Here is a 17,129-nt window from a genome sequence, read left to right as displayed (position 1 = left end):
CGCTGTGGCTGATCCAGCCTGCTTTTGTGGCGAGGGAGCTTGCTCCCGCTCGGCTGCGCAGCAGACGCCTGGATTTGTCAGGGCCAGGAAATTTTCCAGGTCAAGAGCGAGGGCCGCTGCGCCCGAGGCGTCGGACCGTCCCAGCGGGAGCAAGCTCCCTCGCCACAAAGCGCCCTGGCACAAAAGCTCCTATGCACAAATGGCTGGTGGTCAGCCGCCAATCGCATCCTTCAGGAACCCCGGCGCGATGTAACGCTGGTAGTGGGCTTCGGACAGAAGGAAAAACTCCCGATCAATGGCATCGCGCAGGTCCGGCAGTTCCCAATCGCGAAATTCCGGCATCAACACCATGCCGTAGGCTTCCAGGTTATTGATCACCCGCGCGCCCCGGGCGATCAACTGATAGGCCCAGCAGTATTGCGACTGATGCGGCACGAAGCGGATCTTGCGTGATTCCAGTTGCTGGCGCAGCAATCCGGGGTCGAAAACCTCCAACTTGGCCACCATCACCTGCACCAACAGCTGTTCGAGCCGCATCCACACCGCGCGTTTTTCCTCCTCGTTGTAGCCGTTCCAGTGGATCACTTCATGGTGGAACCGCTTGCAGCCACGGCACACCAGGTCACCATAGACAGTGGAGCAAAGGCCGACGCAAGGGGTCTTGATGAGCTGGTTGGGCATAAGGAAACGCACACGCAAAAACAGGACAGGCCCGCATGTTAGCCCTTTGTCTAAGATTGATCACCCCTCAAACTTCCCGGCCCAACTTACCTTTAATTTTTTTTTCCCGTAGAATCAGCCAGCCTTTTAAGGCGCCAATGTCCGTTAGAAGCTGTTTTCAAAGCGTCACGAGCACAGTCGTTCCTTCAGAGCGGTGTTGGCGAAGGGTATTTCCAGCGGGGAAAGCCCAACGCCAACCCTCATCAGCTCCCGTTCTGCAGGCGTAAAACTTTGAAAGCAGCTTCTGTGAGGAACTCCGGCAACTCTGGCGTGGAGGCCCAAAAAGCCCCCTGACGCGCATGAGTGCCGTGAGTTTCTGGATGAGCGTCCCGGACACCCATTTGGGACCACTGATGAGGGTAATAACTGTGCTTGAAGCCTACCGCAAACATATCGAAGAGCGTGCAGCCCTGGGTATCGTTCCCCAGCCGCTTAACGCCGAACAAACCGCAGGCCTGATCGAGCTGCTGAAAAATCCTCCGGCTGGCGAAGAAGCTTTCCTCGTTGACCTGATCACCAATCGCGTTCCGCCTGGAGTCGACGAAGCCGCCTACGTCAAGGCCGGTTTCCTGTCCGCCCTGGCCAAGGGCCAGGCCCAATCCCCTCTGCTGGACAAGAAGCGTGCCGTCGAACTGCTCGGCACCATGCAGGGCGGCTACAACATCGTGACCCTGGTGGAGCTGCTGGACGACGCCGAGCTGGCGCCAGTCGCCGCCGAAGAACTCAAGCACACCCTGCTGATGTTCGATGCCTTCCACGACGTGGCTGAAAAAGCCAAGAACGGCAACGTTCACGCCAAGGCCGTGCTGCAATCCTGGGCTGACGGCGAGTGGTTCAAGAAGCGCCCGGTGCTGGCCGACAAGATCAGCCTGCGCGTGTTCAAGGTCACCGGCGAAACCAACACCGACGACCTGTCCCCTGCCCCGGACGCCTGGTCCCGCCCGGACATCCCGCTGCACGCCCTGGCCATGCTGAAAATGGCCCGTGACGGCATCGTTCCGGACGAGCAAGGCAAGACCGGCCCGATGAAGCAGATCGAAGAAATGCGCGGCCAGGGCTTCCCGATCGCCTACGTCGGCGACGTGGTCGGTACCGGCTCCTCGCGTAAATCGGCCACCAACTCGGTGCTGTGGTTCTTCGGTGACGACATTCCTTACGTGCCGAACAAGCGTGCTGGCGGTTTCTGCTTCGGCAGCAAGATCGCTCCGATCTTCTACAACACCATGGAAGATGCCGGCGCACTGCCTATCGAGTTCGACGTGTCGAACATGAACATGGGCGACGTGATCGACCTGTACCCACATGCCGGCAAGGTCTGCAAGCACGGTACCGACGAAGTCATCACCACCTTCGAAATGAAGACCCCGGTGCTGTTGGATGAAGTCCGCGCTGGCGGCCGTATTCCACTGATCATTGGCCGTGGCCTGACCGAGAAGGCTCGCGCCGAACTGGGTCTGCCAGCGTTCGACCTGTTCAAGAAGCCTGAAGCACCGGCTGAAAGCACCAAGGGTTTCACCCTGGCGCAGAAGATGGTTGGCAAGGCCTGCGGTCTGGCAGAAGGCCAAGGCGTGCGCCCTGGCACCTACTGCGAACCGAAAATGACCACCGTGGGTTCCCAGGACACCACCGGTCCAATGACCCGTGACGAACTGAAAGACCTGGCGTGCCTGGGCTTCTCGGCTGACCTGGTGATGCAGTCCTTCTGCCACACCGCGGCCTATCCGAAGCCGATCGACGTGACCACCCACCACACCCTGCCTGACTTCATCATGACCCGCGGCGGCGTTTCCCTGCGTCCGGGCGACGGCATCATCCACTCGTGGCTGAACCGCATGCTGCTGCCAGACACCGTGGGTACCGGCGGTGACTCCCACACCCGTTTCCCGATGGGCATCTCGTTCCCGGCCGGTTCCGGCCTGGTCGCGTTCGCCGCTGCCACTGGCGTCATGCCGCTGGACATGCCGGAATCGATCCTGGTGCGCTTCAAAGGCAAGATGAAACCTGGCATCACCCTGCGTGACCTGGTTCATGCCATTCCGTACTTCGCCATCCAGAACGGTCTGCTGACCGTCGAGAAGAAAGGCAAGAAAAACGCCTTCTCCGGCCGCATCCTGGAAATCGAAGGCCTGGAAGGCTTGACCCTGGAACAGGCTTTCGAACTGTCCGACGCCTCGGCCGAACGTTCGGCTGCCGGTTGCACCATCAAGCTGTCGAAAGAGTCGATCACCGAGTACCTGCAATCGAACATCACCCTGCTGCGCTGGATGATCGGCGAAGGCTACGGTGATGCACGTACCCTGGAACGTCGTGCCCAAGCGATGGAAGCCTGGATCGCCAACCCGCAACTGATGGAAGCCGATGCCGACGCCGAATACGCCGAAGTCATCGAAATCGACCTGGCCGACATCAGCGAGCCTGTGCTCTGCGCGCCGAACGATCCGGACGACGCCCGTCTGCTGTCCAGCGTTGCTGGCGAGAAGATCGACGAAGTGTTCATCGGTTCGTGCATGACCAACATCGGTCACTTCCGCGCTGCCGGTAAGCTGCTGGAGCAGGTCAAGGGCCAGCTGCCAACCCGTCTGTGGCTGTCGCCACCGACCAAGATGGACGCTCACCAGCTCACCGAAGAAGGCTACTACGGCATCTACGGCAAGGCCGGTGCACGGATGGAAATGCCAGGCTGCTCGCTGTGCATGGGTAACCAGGCACGCGTCGAGCCGAACTCCACCGTGGTGTCGACATCGACCCGTAACTTCCCGAACCGTCTGGGTGACGGCGCGAACGTCTACCTGGCTTCGGCCGAACTGGCGTCCGTTGCGTCGATCCTGGGTCGCCTGCCGACCGTCGAGGAGTACATGGAATACGCCGGCAAGATCGACAGCATGGCAGCGGACGTGTACCGCTACCTGAGCTTCGATCAGATCGCCGAGTTCCGTGAAGCGGCGGCAAACGCCAACATCCCGGTCGTTCAAGCCTAACGCTTAAAACGCCCGACTAAAAACGCCGCCCTTCTTGCGAGGGGCGGCGTTTTTTTATGGCTTGTTTATTTCGATGCCCGGCGAGCCACCGCTATCGCGAGCAGGCTCGCTCCCACATTGGATTTTCAGCGAACACAAAATTCATATACACCGCAAAACCTGTGGGAGCGGGCTTGCTCGCGAAGAGGCCGGCCCATCCAACATCTTCATCGACTGTGACACCGCCTTCGCGAGCAGGCTCGCTCCCACAAAAAAACAGGTCACGCCAGGAAGGAATAGACCAGCGCGGTAATCGCCACCAACCCCACCAACATCACAAAGACATTGGAAGCCTGACCGCGATAGCGGGCCATGGCCGGGACTTTGCGGATGGCATACATCGGCATCAGGAACAGGATGGCCGCGATAACCGGGCCGCCCAGGGTTTCGATCATGCCCAGGATGCTCGGGTTGAGGGTGGCGACGATCCAGCACACCACCAGCATGAACACTGCGGTGAGGCGGTCCAGGGTCTTGGGGGCCGGGCGGCGGCCGCTCTTGACGATCAGGCCCTTGAGGCCTTCGCTGGCGCCGATGTAGTGCCCCAGGAACGATTTGGAGATGGCAACAAACGCAATCAGCGGCGCGGCAAAGGCGATGGTCGGGTTGCTGAAGTGGTTGGCCAGGTACGACAGGATCGACAGGTTCTGCGCCTTGGCCTCGGCCAGTTGCGCCGGGGTCAGGGTCAGCACGCAGCTGAACACGAAGAACAACACCATCACCACCATCAGCACATGGGCGCGCGACAGGATCTGCGAACTGCGTTCCTCGGCGTTATCGCCATAGCGACGTTTCTGGTCCACCGCAAACGCCGAGATAATCGGCGAATGGTTGAACGAGAACACCATCACCGGGATTGCCAGCCACAAGGTATGCAACAACGCCGAAGGTGCAGGCGGCGTCGACGCCGTGGTCAGGATGCCGCCGCTCCAGTGGGGAATCAGGAACACCGCAAGAAATAGCAGCGCCACGATGAACGGATAGACCATCAGGCTCATGGCCTTGACGATCGCCTGCTCGCCGCAGCGGACCACCGCCAGCAGGCCCAGGATCAGCACCAGGGACAGCACGACCCGAGGGGGCGGCTGGATGTGCAACTGATGCTCCAGGAAACTGCCCACCGTGTTGGTCAGCGCCACGCTGTAAATCAGCAGGATCGGGAAAATGGCAAAGAAGTACAAAAGCGTGATCAGCGCGCCGGCCTTGAGACCGAAATGCTCCTCAACCACTTCAGTGATGTCCGCGCCATCACGACCGGACAACACGAAACGGGTCAGGCCCCGGTGGGCATAAAACGTCATGGGGAACGCCAGCAACGCCAGGATCAGCAGCGGCCAAAAACCGCCCAGGCCCGCGTTGATCGGTAAGAACAGAGTGCCTGCACCGATGGCGGTGCCAAACAGACCCAGCATCCAGGTGGTGTCGTGGCGACTCCATTGGCTGAGGGTGGCTGGGACTGTCGTTTCAAAGCGCTCTTCGACGCTATTGGCCTGATCATTCATCCGGTCGGATCTCCGCTTTCCGGTCACATGCACCCGGCCAGGACGAGTCGGAAAACCCCGACAGGCAGCGCCCTGGCCGAAACAGGGGCGCGATTCTCCGGGATTAGCGAGCAGAAGCAAAGACTTAGCTGAGGAGCGGTTATGCGGATCAGATGGCTGTCATAAAAATGGTCCCCGTATTTCCCTGTCTTCCTGTCTTCCCTGTGGGAGCGAGCCTGCTCGCGATAGCGGAGGATCAGCCGACATTCATGCTGGATGTGCCATCGCCTCGCGAGCAAGCTTTGCTCCCACAGACAAGAGGATCCAAAAATGAATCCAAAAAGCCCAAGCTCCCCCTGCCCCCGACTCCTACAATCAGGTTGAATACCTGATGTTCGACAAAGCGCCCACAGGAGCCCAGCATGACCGCAACCGTTCTGGTACTGGTTGAAACCGTCAATGAATACCTGCCGATTCTCGAGCGGCAGGGTTACCACTTGGAATTGGCGCCCACGCCGGCCGAACGCAAGACCGCGATCTTCGAACACGGTGAACGCTTCAGCGCAGTGCTGACCCGCGGCCCCCTGGGTTTGACGGCGGAAGAAATCGCCGCCCTGCCCAGCCTGCAGATCATCTGCGTGATCGGCGCCGGCTACGAGCAGGTAGACCTGCAAGCCGCACGCAACCGGGGCCTCGTGGTGACCAACGGCGCCGGGGTCAACGCGTCGTCGGTGGCCGACCATGCCATGGCGCTGCTGCTGGCGCTGGTGCGTGACATTCCCCGGGCCGACGCGAGTGTGCGCCGGGGCGAGTGGGCCAAGGTCATGCGCCCCTCCCTGGCCGGCAAGCGCCTGGGTGTGCTGGGCCTGGGCGCGGTGGGCATGGCGATCGCCAAGCGGGCCGCCCTCGGCTTCGACATGAACGTCAGCTACCACAATCGGCGGATGCGCAACGACGTGCCGTACACCTTCTGCGCCACGCCCACGGAACTGGCCCGGGTCTCGGACTTTCTGATCGTCGCCACGCCCGGCGGCCTGGACACCCGGCAATTGATCAACAAACAGGCCCTTGATGCCCTGGGCCCCCATGGTTTCCTGGTGAACATCGCTCGCGCCAGCGTGGTCGCCACCACCGACCTGATCCACGCCCTGGAACATCGACGGATCGCCGGAGCCGCCCTGGACGTGTTCGACCACGAACCCGAAGTGCCAGACGCGTTGAAACACTTGCCCAACGTTGTGCTGACACCCCATGTGGCCGGCCTGTCGCCAGAAGCGACGCGGGACACGGTGGAGCTGGTGGGCCAGAACCTGAACGCATTCTTTTCCGGCAAACCGGTGCTGACGCCGGTGCCGCTACCCGACCCGCAGCCTTAAAGCACCCCTAGCAGGGTCCACAACCGCCGGGACTCGGCATCGGCACTGATCAGTTCACCCAACAGCTCGCTCAGCGGCTTGTTGCCCCACTCCACCCCGCGCCGGATCAGGTAGGGCACCGGGCTGTGGGGCTCGGTGCGGGCCAGGTAACCGGCGATCACCAGCAACTGTCGGTAGGCCTCTTCACGATTGGCCGGCTCCTGGAAGACCTGGGCCACTGCCGCCGGTGGCTGGGATGTCGGTGACGTAGCCGCCGGGTCCGTTTGCACCGGCACGACGGTGGGTTGCTGTGGGTGCATCGCGATGAACTCCTCTACCAATGTCAGCAACGCCTGCATCACGTCCTGCAAGGCTTTGTAACCCGGCGCCAGGTTGCCCAGGTAAGCGTCGCTCCAGGCTTCGAGCCGTTGCAGGTGCTGCAGGCTCAACATCAGGCTGCCCTGGCGATGCAACCAGAACGACAAGGGTGTGCCGCGAATCAGTTCGCTGAGTTTCTTGTGATCGTTGCGCGCCGCTTCCGCCGAGGCCTTGGCGTTCTTGCTGTCGTTGACCAATACCTGCTGGCGCTGCAAGCGTTGCCAGTCGTCCAGGCAGAAACTGGCGAACGTCGGGTCCCGGCCATCGAGCAATGGCACCCGCGTCAGTAGCACTTCGCTGTAGCGACGGGCCAGCCACTCCAGCGGAATCACCCGCCACGACTGGTCGCCTTCGTCAGCTTGGGGGTGCAACTGCTCCGGATAGCGCTCGCACAGCCCCGCCACCAGCGCCAGGCTGCCCGGCAATCCCTCCAGCCCGGCCATGTGCAGCCAGGCCTCCCCCAGCCAGGCGCTGATCATCAGGTCCTTGCTGCGCTCCAGCAGCAGCGTGCTCGCGAGCCGCTCCAGGTCCGGCCACAGGGCACGCTTGATCGAAGATTGCCACACGCCGGTGGGCAGGCTGGTGTCGTCCTCCCGACGCAATTCGCGCAACTGATCGTATTCCGGTTCGTAGCGCAGGTCCTGGCCACAGGGCGATTCGGCGCTGATCGGCTCAAGCAACTGAGTGACCCGTTCCGGCAAAGGCGATATCGGCAAGCTCACAGGCCCTCCTCACGGGTGGCGATGGCGGGGCTCGATGAGGTCGCCATGAAGGGTGAACGGGGGGCCCGCGTCGGCAGCGGCGGGATCGACAACGGCAGCTTGGAGCCCTGGCTCATCAACGACAGGCGCACGAACATCAGGGTCCGCTCCGCCGTGCGCGCCTGGGTCTGGGCGGTGACTGGCAATTGCAGGGCCAGGGGAAAATCGGTGTAGTCGACGTTCGGCTGGCGCTGGGCTGACGCCTGGTTGCGCATCAACCGCAGCAATGACCAAGGCCCTTGGTATTCCCAGCCCGCCTCCAGGTCGCGCACCACCAGGTTCGGTTGCAAGGGGTCGTTGGCCGGACGCTGGTAACCGTTACGGGCCCAGCGCAAGGTCAGGCTCACGGGCTGACCCACCATCCACCGCAGGTTCTGCTGGCCACCGCCGGGGTAGCGGATCTGCTGGTTGCCGGCGTTCAGGCCCCAGGCGATCACCTGGTCGGCGCCGCGTTCCTCATCACGATCGGTCCGCCAGCGCACGTCCATCTCCACGCCAAGAATGCCGCTCTTGTCCCGTACGAACAGCGGTCCGAGCCAAGTACCGGCCTGTTTCAAACGGTTGAGGAAATCCTCGGCCGCGAGCCGCTCCGGCGTCTGACTCAACGCCAACCCGGCCTGGGCCAGGGGCAGGCGTGAGTCGATCAACGCCAGCAAGTGTTGGACCCGCGCCGGGTCGGCATCGCTAGCCCGCACATCCTGGGCAAACGGAAAGCGCCCGGCCAGGTATTGATTGAAATAGTTGGCCAGGTCATTCCAGGCGGTCGCCGCCTGGTCCTGCTGCAAGTACAGGCAGCGCTGCAGGGCGCCCTGCTGCAAGGCAATCGTGCGCTGGGCCAGGTCACCGCGCCCGCTGGGCAGGCTGGCGGTCTGCAAGATCTGCGCGCAGGACGCGGTGTCCATGGCGATAAAGTCGCGGCTCACCAATTGCTCCAGCTGGGCCGCCGAGCTGGCCGGGTTCTGGTTCTTGTACTTGAGCAATTCGTCGTTGAGGGCCATGAAGCGCGCCACCTGGTCGTGCTCCAGGGCCGACAGGTTGTCCTGCTGGACGATCAGCCATTCCAAGGCAGGCATTCGCTGCTCGGCGGCCTGCAGCATCACGCCGAATTGCTGGCTCAGGCTCAGCTTCAAGTCTTGTGGATCGCTGGCACCGTAGAGCTGCAAGCCGAAGTTCTTCGAACCGTCCCAGCGTTGGATATCGGCCCGCTGGCTGAACAGCGGCTGGGCATCGATTTCGTCCAGGCCACTCTTGATCTGCGCCAAGGCCCGGCGATTGAGCAGACGCTGGAAGCGGATCGCCAGGTCGCCGCGGTGCACATCCATGAAGGCTTTTTGCAGTGCCACGGCCTGGGCCGTCTGCACATTGAAGCCCATGCCGGGCAATGACGCGTCGCTTTCGTCCAGGCTCAGCCACATGGCCCGCGCCGCGGCACCTTCGGCGGCCTGCATCAGCGCGTCACGGTAATCCGGCGGAATGCGCGGCAGCTCCTCACTGGCATAGCTCTTGTAGCTGGCGAAGTAGTTCAGGGCGACGCTGAAGTCATCGCTGCCATCGCCCTGGCCCATCGCATCGGGGTTGCTGTCCGACGGATCCTTCTGCATCGCCAACGCCACGAAATCGCGCTTGAACAGTGCCTGCACCGCACCGTCCAGCGCCGTGACATGGTCTTGCAAGACCAGCAGGCCGCTGCCCTGTTGCACCAACAGGTTGTCCCGGGAACCGGTCTGGACAATCCACTGATCACGAAAACTCTGCTGCAACTTCGCCGCCTGGCTCTCCAGGTCCTGTTCGATATCCGGCCCCAGCAAAGCGCTGTGGCTGACCTTGTCGAGCATCTGGCTGTAACCGGGCACCAGGTCCTGGCCCTTGCCTCGACCCCAGGCGGAATTGGTCAAGCTGACCAACGTCTGTAAATCGTCGATCAGCGCCATCAGGTCTTCAAGTTCACTCAAGGAGTTGCCACTGCCGGCCTCCAGCCGTTGCAGGTGCAGCTTGAGGTAACCGGCCTGGCGCACGAAGTTGTCCGCCAGGAAGTAATGGTCCAGCCAGCGCTGCATCAGGCCGGTGAAATTATCGGAGATCACTGGGCGAGCAGCGTTCAGATCCAGCCCTTTCAAGTCGCTGTTCTGGGCGTCGAACAGCACCCGGTTGTAGAAATGTGCGCGGCTCAAGGTGCCGGTGTTGAGGCCCAGGGACAAGGCGGTGTTGCTCAGTTGCACCAGTTCGTCCAGAGGCGCCTTGGGATCGTTCACCACCTGGCTGAACAGTTGGTTGTGCTGTTCCAGGCGTACCGCCAGGTCCACCAGCGCCTTGGCTTTCACGTAGCTCTGCCATTGCGCCGGGTCTTCGCTCTCGACGTTGCCCCGCCGCTCGGTGTTACGGATGGACTTGAGTTGTTCCAGGTCTGAGTTGAGCAGGTCCCGCAGCGGCAATATCCAATGATGCCGGGCGGTCAGGCGCAAGCCATTCTCCAGTTGCGTGTCCACGGAAGAGAACCACGAAGTCGGAAAGACCACCGAGACGAAGCGCCAGCGCGGGGCTTTTTCCAACACGTTCCAATAGTTCTGCACGTTGTGCCGGGTCGGCTCCAGTTGCGGCTCGTCAGCGTCAACCACGAGGTGGTTCTTATGGGCGCTGAGGATCAACCGCGACAGCCCCTCGGCTTCCTCCACTGAATCGTGCCAGACCCAGACCATGCTCCCCAGCCATACCAGCCCTACCACCATTGCCACCACCGCGACCCACCGATGCCCGCGTTGGCGCAAGCGCAACAGCCGTGGCACCGGCTGGGCCAGGCCCCGTTCGGCCACCAATCGCCGCGACCACAACTGCCGGGCGAACACGGTTTGCCGCTGGGCGTTGTCAGAGGCGGTGAACCCGTCGCCGCTGAGGGAAGGTGCCTGGCTGGCGGTGAAATACACCCCACGAAAACGCGGCGCCTCGCCTTGGGCATTGCCCTGGAATACCGGCTCCAGCAGGATCTGCAAAGCCCGCCGCAAGCCTTCGAAACGCTCCGGCAAGCCATAAAGATCGGTACTCAGTTGCCCCGACAGCGCACCGATCTCGATGATCGACTGCGACAGCGCGGCGTTGACTTGGTCCAGGGCCTGGTCACTCCACTGCGACTGCCACGCCGCGTCCGGCAAATACGGCGACGACCAGCCCAGCATCGACTCGCGCGCCTCGGCGGGCAGCGCGCTGACCAGTTCCTGGAACCCGGGCAGTTCTTCCATCCCGGTGATCACCACATACACCGGCAGGCTGAGGCCGAAGCGTTGCAACAGGTCGATGAAACAGCGCCGGACCTTGAGGCTCAGCTCGGTGGTGTGTTCGATGTCATCGAGGGTGCTGAACGGCACGGTCCAGATCACCGCATCCAATGGCCGCTTGCTGCGCAAGCGCAACATCAGCCCGAGCAGGCGCCACCAATTGCCCCGTTGCCGGTTCATGCCCTCATCGGGCAGAAACAGCGCCTGGGGCACCACCAAGGCCGCGCCGTCGGCATCGCAAAACCAGCGCCCGAACCAGGCCGCCTTCTCGGTCGGTTGCAAGCGCCACTGGGCGCATAACTGGGCACCGTCGGTCTCGTTGCCGAGCATCATCAGCCAGGGCATCTGATAGCGGTCGCGAGTGCCCTGCTCCTGCTCCATGTGGCGCACCGCCCCATAGAAACTGCGGATCGCCGCCCCGCCCTGGGTCCGCAGCCACCAGACCAGGGCCGCAATCAACAGCATCACGACAACGGCGAGCAACACCAGGGCAACGAGACTGAACAAGCTCATGAGTCCTGCTCCTGGACCACCGACTCGCCCAGTTGCAGCACGGGTTCGAGCTCCAGGCGAATGTCACGCCAGAACACCTGCCCCAGGCCGGTGAGCAACAACACCATCGCCAGGATCGCCAACCCCAGCCGCAAGCCGTCCGGCAACGACTGCTGCACCGGCATCCGCACCGGCGGCACCGCCGAAGACAGCGCCAGGCGCTGGCTGACATCGACATAATCGGCCTCGTGTTGCCAGGCGAAGGTGAACAGCGCCCCGCGCCATTTGGCCTGCTGGAGCTGGCCGGGTTCGCCACGCAATCGCCCCTGGAACCCGAGGATCAGGCATTGCAGGTAGACATTCGCCAGGTCCCGGGTGCCGGGCATCTGCTCATCCAGCAATTTCTTGATCGCCGCCGGCAAGCGTTCGCCGGCCTGGCGACTGGCGTACATGCGCGATTCGAGGGGGTGTTGCTGCCAAGCCAATTGCCCAGGCCAGGGGCTGAACAGCAGGGTTTCGTCCACCAACGCCACGAAGGCATAGACCAGCGCCTTGACCTGCTCGGTGGCCGCATCGCCGACAGTGGCGAAGGCTACCCGCCACAGACGCTGGGCACTGCGCCCGGAAAACTCCACCACCCGATTGACCAACACCGCAGGGTCGCTGTCCTTGGGCAAGTCCTGCCATTCCTGGGACCACTTCAGCCAGGCCTGGCGAAAAGCGCTGCTCAGCGGCGCCTCATGCAGACTCCGAACCGCCCCGCCACTTCCGTCTGGCATACGACTCCCCTCTGCGATCAGGCACTTTCACCGGCTTGCGCCACGAACAACACCACCTGCCACGGGCTGCTGGCCTGGGCCGATGCCGGGGCCACAATGTGCAGCGGCAATTGCCCGTCGAACCATTGCCCGCTGGCGGCCACCACGAACAGACGGGTGTCGTCGCCGACGCTGTAGGCCACCTGTTCGTTGCGGCTCATGGCCTGGTGGGGCAAACCGCTCATGCGTTGCCGGCTCAGCAGCGGGACGTGCCGTGCCGACGCGATGATCGCCCCGCGCAACCAGTCGGCCGCCGCTTGCTCGCTGGCGCCGTTGGGCATGCGCAGGCCGATCACCAGGCGTTGATCCGGTTGGTCGTCCGGCAATTGGATCGAGAAGACCTGCTCGTTGCGCTCGAAGGCCAGGCTGCGATAGCCGGCGCGGACCAGCTCCAGGGTGGTTTCCAGCCAGTCGAGCAGCGGCTCGTAACCACGCTGCAACTCGAGAAAATCCAGCGGCGCGAAGGCCGGGACGCCTGCCAGCGGATCGAGGGCCGACCAGCTCCCGGCCAGCCCCAGCAGCAGCCCGTAGAGTGCCTGGGGCGTCGCCACCCGGGTGGTCAACGCCCCTTCGACTTCCGGCAAGCGCGCCCACAAGGCGGTCAATTGCCGGCGGATTTCCATGGCGTCGTCCTGGTTGCCAGCCGCCTGGGCCTGGCGCAAGCGACCGGCGAGGAACATGCATTTTTCCCGAGCCCTGGCGCACACCCCGGCGACCCGCCGACCGAGGACCGACTCCGGCAACAGGACCGGCGTCGGCGGCGTGTACGGCACGCGCCAGAAACCGCCGCCCTCCTTGCGGATGCGCAGCAGCGGCAGGCAGATCGAATCGGCCTTGCTCAGTTGCGTGCACAGCCTCGGGTTCGGTCGCCAGACGGTGATTGACTCGGGAAACTCGCCGCTCGTGAGGTCTGGCAGCGCTTCACCGACCACCGATTGCATGCGCCCCTTCAGCGGCAGCAGTTGGCCGGCGCGCCACAACGGGCTGACAGCCAGGTAAACGGTCACGGTGGCGTCGTCGGTCTTATCGATGGCCTCGCTGATGTCCAGCTCCAAGGTCGGCCCGACGCCCGCCTGCAGATTGACCGGCAAACCGTCCGGCAAAGTACCTTGCAATTGCAGCAGTCGAACCTGGCCGGCGCTGAGGGCCGACGGGTCGACTTCCAACTGGCTGACGCCCCAGAACCAAGGGTTGCAAGCCCCGGCGAAATGCGCAGCCAAGGCCTCGGCGCGCAACCCTTGCAATTGAAAATGCTGGGGCAGCAATTGCATGCCCTCATGCCAGCACACCGCGTCAGGTAACAGACTCATACGACTCCCTTCGACATTCCAATGTCGCCGCGCAAGGCGGCCCGCGGTTCACTCAAGGCTGGCTGTCATCGCGCTGGCCATCGTTGACCAGGGTCATCTCGCGACTGTCGAACTTCAGCCAGGCCTTGCGCTGATCGTCCAGCCGAAGCCGGTGGGCTCCGGGAGTGTTATAGCTGGCGAAGACTAAAAGTCCAGCGGCGCGCCGGCCCTCCAACGGGAAGGGTTGACGGTCGATGAACTGCCCCGGAACCAACTCCAGCCCCCACACCGACATGAGTTGACGATAGTCGCGCTGGAACTGTTCGCGCTCGGCGAACCATTGGCTGGCGGTGATGCCCGACAGCTGCTTGAGCAGGTCCGGGTCGTTCACCGCGATGAAATCCACCGCGATCGGCGTGTCGTCGTTGGCGCCGGAAGCGACGTCCAGGGTCAAGCTGTCGAGGTCGACACTGGGGGCGAAGAGCGAGCAACCGGAGAGTGCCAGGCTCAAAAAAAATCCATAAAAAAACCCACGCAAAATGAATCTTCCTTTTCTCAGCGGTCAAAAATTGTTTTTGCTTGCTTTTTTATAGACCTGTTCTAGCGTCTTGGATAGTTCGACCCACACGGTTGAATGGACCAGGTTCGTCAAGGGAATGACAGGTTTTCTGCCGCCCATTTGCAACCTGCGGATCAGCAAGGGAATGCGATGAGCGGGACTCCCGATGCATTGCTCCCACACATGCATCGGAGTCGGCCGCCATGGCAGAAAGTACCCAGCACAAGCTCGACAGAGTCCGCCCTCCCCGCGTCCAGATCACCTACGACGTGGAAATTGGCAACGCCATCGAGAAAAAAGAATTGCCACTGGTCGTCGGCATTCTGGCCGACCTCTCGGGCAAGCCGTTGGACCCGCTGCCCAAGCTCAACGAGCGGCGTTTCACGGAAATCGATCGGGACAATTTCAACGAGGTGCTCGCCTCCATCTCCCCCCGCGCCACGCTGCAGGTGAACAACACCCTCAGCGGCGACGACAGCAAGCTCAACATCGAGCTCAACTTCCGCCACATCGACGACTTCGACCCGGTGAAGGTCGTGGAGCAGGTCACGCCGTTGCGCCGTTTGTTCGAAGCGCGCCAACGCCTGCGGGACTTGCTGACCAAGCTCGACGGCAACGACGACCTGGACAAATTGCTGCGTGACGTGATCGCCAATACCGAAGGCCTGCAGGAGATCAAATCGGCCCGGCCCCAGGACGCGACGCCAGAGCTGCCGACCGTCGCCGCCAACGATGATCCTGCCCCGGCCGAGCCACAGGCCTGATCGCGCGCCTCATTCAAGGGAGATAAAGCCATGCCTGCTTCATCCAGCGCTCAAACCAGCGAGAGCACGACCCAGACCCTGTCCCTGCTGGACAAGATCATCGCCGAAGGCCGCATGGCCCACGACGACAGCCAGCAAGACTACGCCCGCGACATGCTGGCCGAATTCGCTACCCAGGTCCTCGACGAAGGCATGGCCATCGACAAGGACACCGTGGCGATGATCAATGACCGCATCAGCCAGATCGACCAGTTGATCAGCGCCCAGCTCAACGAAGTGCTGCACCATCCCGAACTGCAGAAGCTCGAAGCCTCCTGGCGCGGGCTGCACCTGCTGGTGCAGAACACCGAAACCAGCACCCGGCTGAAATTGCGCCTGCTCAACGTCACCCAGAAAGAACTGCAGAACGACCTGGAAAAAGCCGTCGAATTTGACCAGAGCGCGCTGTTCAAGAAAATCTACGAAGAAGAATACGGCACCTTCGGCGGCCACCCGTTCAGCCTGCTGGTGGGTGACTACACCTTTGGCCGGCATCCGCAGGACATCGGCCTGCTGGAAAAACTCTCGAACGTCGCCGCCGCCGCGCACGCCCCGTTCATTGCCGCTGCCAGTCCGCGGTTGTTCGACATGACCAGCTTCACCGAACTGGCGATCCCCCGGGACCTGTCGAAGATCTTCGAGAGCCAGGAACTGATCAAGTGGCGCGCCTTCCGCGAAAGCGAAGACTCGCGCTACGTGTCCCTGGTGCTGCCGCACTTCCTGCTGCGCCTGCCCTACGGCCCGGACACGTTGCCGGTGGAAGGCATCAACTACGTCGAAGACGTCAACGGCACCGACCACAGCAAATACTTGTGGGGCAACGCCGCCTGGACGCTGGCGCAACGCATCACCGAAGCCTTCGCCAAATATGGCTGGTGCGCGGCGATTCGCGGGGCCGAGGGCGGGGGCGCAGTCGAAGGCTTGCCGGCCCATACCTTCCGCACCAGTTCCGGCGACCTGTCGCTCAAATGCCCGACCGAAGTGGCGATCACCGACCGCCGTGAAAAAGAACTCAACGACCTGGGATTCATCTCCCTGTGCCACAAGAAAAACAGCGACGTGGCGGTGTTCTTTGGCGGCCAGACCACCAACAAGGCCAAGGTCTACAACACCAACGAGGCCAACGCCAACGCGCGGATCTCGGCGATGTTGCCGTATGTGCTCGCGGCTTCGCGTTTCGCCCATTACCTGAAGGTGATCATGCGAGACAAGGTCGGCAGCTTCATGACCCGCGACAACGTACAGACCTACCTCAACAACTGGATCGCCGACTACGTGCTGATCAACGACAACGCGCCGCAAGAGATCAAGGCGCAGTATCCGTTGCGCGAAGCCCGGGTGGACGTCACCGAGGTGGCCGGCAAGCCTGGCGCCTACAAGGCCACGGTGTTCCTGCGGCCGCACTTCCAATTGGAGGAGTTGACCGCCTCGATCCGCCTGGTGGCGACGTTGCCACCACCGGTAGCTGCCTGACCAATAAAACCTTGGCGAGAACGCTTGTTGTGGCGAGGGGATTTATCCCCGTTGGGGCGCGAAGCGGCCCTGAATACCAGCAACCCGGTGTGTCAGGCAGATTGAGCTGACTGCTTAGGGGGCTGCTGCGCAGCCCAGCGGGGATGAATCCCCTCGCCACAGGTCCGGCATTGAACATCTCATTCGTCTTCTTCAGGAGTTCCACACAATGGATGCAATCATTCTCGACCTCGGCGGCGACATCAAGGGCGACAGCCTGCTGGAGGGGTTCACGGACAAGATCGAGGTCATGTCCTACAGCCATAACGTGGCCATGCAGGTCACCAACGACGTCAGCAACTCGGAGCGCACCTCCGGCCGGCCCCACATCGGCGAATTCACCCTGACCAAATTCATCGACAGCTCCACCCCGTCGCTCAACGAATATTGCTGCGCCGGCAAGCCCATCCCGCAAGCCGTCGTCACCATCGGCCGCAACGCCGCCGAAGGCAGCGGCCAGATCATGCCCTTCATCGTCTATACCCTGACCAATGTCGTGCTGTCCAACGTCAGTGTCAGCGGCGGCACCGGCGGTAAACCCGTGGAAACCCTGTCGCTGAATTTCACCAAGATCAAATGGGAGCTCACCGCACAGAAAGACGACGGCACCAAGGAAGGCACGGCCGGCACGACCTGGGACCTGGCCGCCAACAAAATGACCAAGTAAGGAAGCCG

General features: G+C 62.5%; 12 protein-coding genes. 5 read left to right on the top strand and 7 right to left on the bottom strand.

What is annotated here, in order from left to right; all coding sequences use genetic code 11:
- Positions 1 to 210 precede the first annotated feature (210 nt).
- Positions 211 to 681, bottom strand: coding sequence for a DUF1289 domain-containing protein (locus HU767_RS03415; protein WP_186704849.1), 471 nt, complete (start codon positions 679 to 681; stop codon positions 211 to 213).
- 407 nt (positions 682 to 1,088) lie between these two features.
- On the opposite strand from HU767_RS03415, the gene acnB reads away from it, so the two are divergent.
- Complete coding sequence (gene acnB, locus HU767_RS03410) at positions 1,089 to 3,698, top strand: bifunctional aconitate hydratase 2/2-methylisocitrate dehydratase (RefSeq protein WP_092348756.1); 2,610 nt, start codon at positions 1,089 to 1,091, stop codon at positions 3,696 to 3,698.
- 260 nt (positions 3,699 to 3,958) lie between these two features.
- On the opposite strand, the gene HU767_RS03405 is transcribed toward acnB, so the two are convergent.
- A complete protein-coding gene (locus HU767_RS03405) occupies positions 3,959 to 5,239 on the bottom strand; it encodes a serine/threonine transporter (protein WP_186728521.1) in 1,281 nt (426 codons plus the stop codon).
- Between the two features lie 401 nt (positions 5,240 to 5,640).
- Here HU767_RS03405 and HU767_RS03400 point away from each other — a divergent pair, with 401 nt between their 5' ends.
- Positions 5,641 to 6,594: a 2-hydroxyacid dehydrogenase gene (locus HU767_RS03400; RefSeq protein WP_186728520.1), complete on the top strand. Its 954-nt coding sequence runs from the start codon at positions 5,641 to 5,643 to the stop codon at positions 6,592 to 6,594.
- Here the strand turns inward: HU767_RS03400 and tssA are convergent.
- Genes tssA through HU767_RS03375 form a run of 5 tightly spaced genes read right to left on the bottom strand, consistent with a single transcriptional unit; the run spans position 6,591 to position 14,118 of the window.
- Positions 6,591 to 7,673 (bottom strand): type VI secretion system protein TssA, encoded by a 1,083-nt coding sequence (tssA, locus tag HU767_RS03395; protein ID WP_186728519.1) that lies wholly within the window; start codon positions 7,671 to 7,673, stop codon positions 6,591 to 6,593. The genes HU767_RS03400 and tssA overlap by 4 nt on opposite strands.
- Positions 7,670 to 11,494, bottom strand: a complete 3,825-nt coding sequence (locus HU767_RS03390) for a type VI secretion protein IcmF/TssM N-terminal domain-containing protein (protein ID WP_186728518.1) — start codon at positions 11,492 to 11,494, stop codon at positions 7,670 to 7,672. The genes tssA and HU767_RS03390 overlap by 4 nt, the downstream gene beginning before the upstream one ends.
- Positions 11,491 to 12,252, bottom strand: coding sequence for a DotU/TssL family secretion system protein (locus HU767_RS03385; RefSeq protein WP_186704844.1), 762 nt, complete (start codon positions 12,250 to 12,252; stop codon positions 11,491 to 11,493). Before HU767_RS03385 ends, HU767_RS03390 begins: the two co-directional genes overlap by 4 nt.
- 17 nt (positions 12,253 to 12,269) lie before the next feature.
- Positions 12,270 to 13,601, bottom strand: coding sequence for a type VI secretion system baseplate subunit TssK (gene tssK, locus HU767_RS03380; protein WP_186728517.1), 1,332 nt, complete (start codon positions 13,599 to 13,601; stop codon positions 12,270 to 12,272).
- Positions 13,602 to 13,653: 52 nt separating this feature from the next.
- Positions 13,654 to 14,118 carry a type VI secretion protein gene (locus HU767_RS03375; protein WP_186704842.1) on the bottom strand — a complete coding sequence of 155 codons (465 nt, stop codon included), beginning with the start codon at positions 14,116 to 14,118 and terminating at the stop codon, positions 13,654 to 13,656.
- 224 nt (positions 14,119 to 14,342) lie between these two features.
- On the opposite strand from HU767_RS03375, the gene tssB reads away from it, so the two are divergent.
- The 3 genes from tssB (at position 14,343) to HU767_RS03360 (ending at position 17,121) form a co-directional block, all read left to right on the top strand.
- Positions 14,343 to 14,903: a type VI secretion system contractile sheath small subunit gene (tssB, locus tag HU767_RS03370; protein WP_186704841.1), complete on the top strand. Its 561-nt coding sequence runs from the start codon at positions 14,343 to 14,345 to the stop codon at positions 14,901 to 14,903.
- A gap of 30 nt (positions 14,904 to 14,933) precedes the next feature.
- Positions 14,934 to 16,415 carry a type VI secretion system contractile sheath large subunit gene (gene tssC, locus HU767_RS03365; RefSeq protein ID WP_186704840.1) on the top strand — a complete coding sequence of 494 codons (1,482 nt, stop codon included), beginning with the start codon at positions 14,934 to 14,936 and terminating at the stop codon, positions 16,413 to 16,415.
- Positions 16,416 to 16,623: 208 nt separating this feature from the next.
- Positions 16,624 to 17,121: an Hcp family type VI secretion system effector gene (locus tag HU767_RS03360; protein WP_186704839.1), complete on the top strand. Its 498-nt coding sequence runs from the start codon at positions 16,624 to 16,626 to the stop codon at positions 17,119 to 17,121.
- The last annotated feature ends 8 nt before the right edge of the window (positions 17,122 to 17,129 follow it).

It is taken from the genome of Pseudomonas sp. SWRI179 (assembly GCF_014268705.1).
GTDB classification, from domain to species: Bacteria; Pseudomonadota; Gammaproteobacteria; order Pseudomonadales; family Pseudomonadaceae; genus Aquipseudomonas; species Aquipseudomonas zanjanensis.
This window is presented reverse-complemented; position numbering and strand designations above follow the sequence as displayed.

What these genes read in the sequence shown, in the direction of transcription:
- tssB (WP_186704841.1), top strand. Translation starts at nt 14,343, where the DNA reads ATGGCAGAAAGTACCCAGCACAAGCTCGACAGAGTCCGCCCTCCCCGC.
- HU767_RS03385 (WP_186704844.1), bottom strand. Translation starts at nt 12,252, where the DNA reads ATGCCAGACGGAAGTGGCGGGGCGGTTCGGAGTCTGCATGAGGCGCCG.
- HU767_RS03360 (WP_186704839.1), top strand. Translation starts at nt 16,624, where the DNA reads ATGGATGCAATCATTCTCGACCTCGGCGGCGACATCAAGGGCGACAGC.
- HU767_RS03400 (WP_186728520.1), top strand. Translation starts at nt 5,641, where the DNA reads ATGACCGCAACCGTTCTGGTACTGGTTGAAACCGTCAATGAATACCTG.
- tssK (WP_186728517.1), bottom strand. Translation starts at nt 13,601, where the DNA reads ATGAGTCTGTTACCTGACGCGGTGTGCTGGCATGAGGGCATGCAATTG.
- HU767_RS03390 (WP_186728518.1), bottom strand. Translation starts at nt 11,494, where the DNA reads ATGAGCTTGTTCAGTCTCGTTGCCCTGGTGTTGCTCGCCGTTGTCGTG.
- tssC (WP_186704840.1), top strand. Translation starts at nt 14,934, where the DNA reads ATGCCTGCTTCATCCAGCGCTCAAACCAGCGAGAGCACGACCCAGACC.
- HU767_RS03415 (WP_186704849.1), bottom strand. Translation starts at nt 681, where the DNA reads ATGCCCAACCAGCTCATCAAGACCCCTTGCGTCGGCCTTTGCTCCACT.
- HU767_RS03405 (WP_186728521.1), bottom strand. Translation starts at nt 5,239, where the DNA reads ATGAATGATCAGGCCAATAGCGTCGAAGAGCGCTTTGAAACGACAGTC.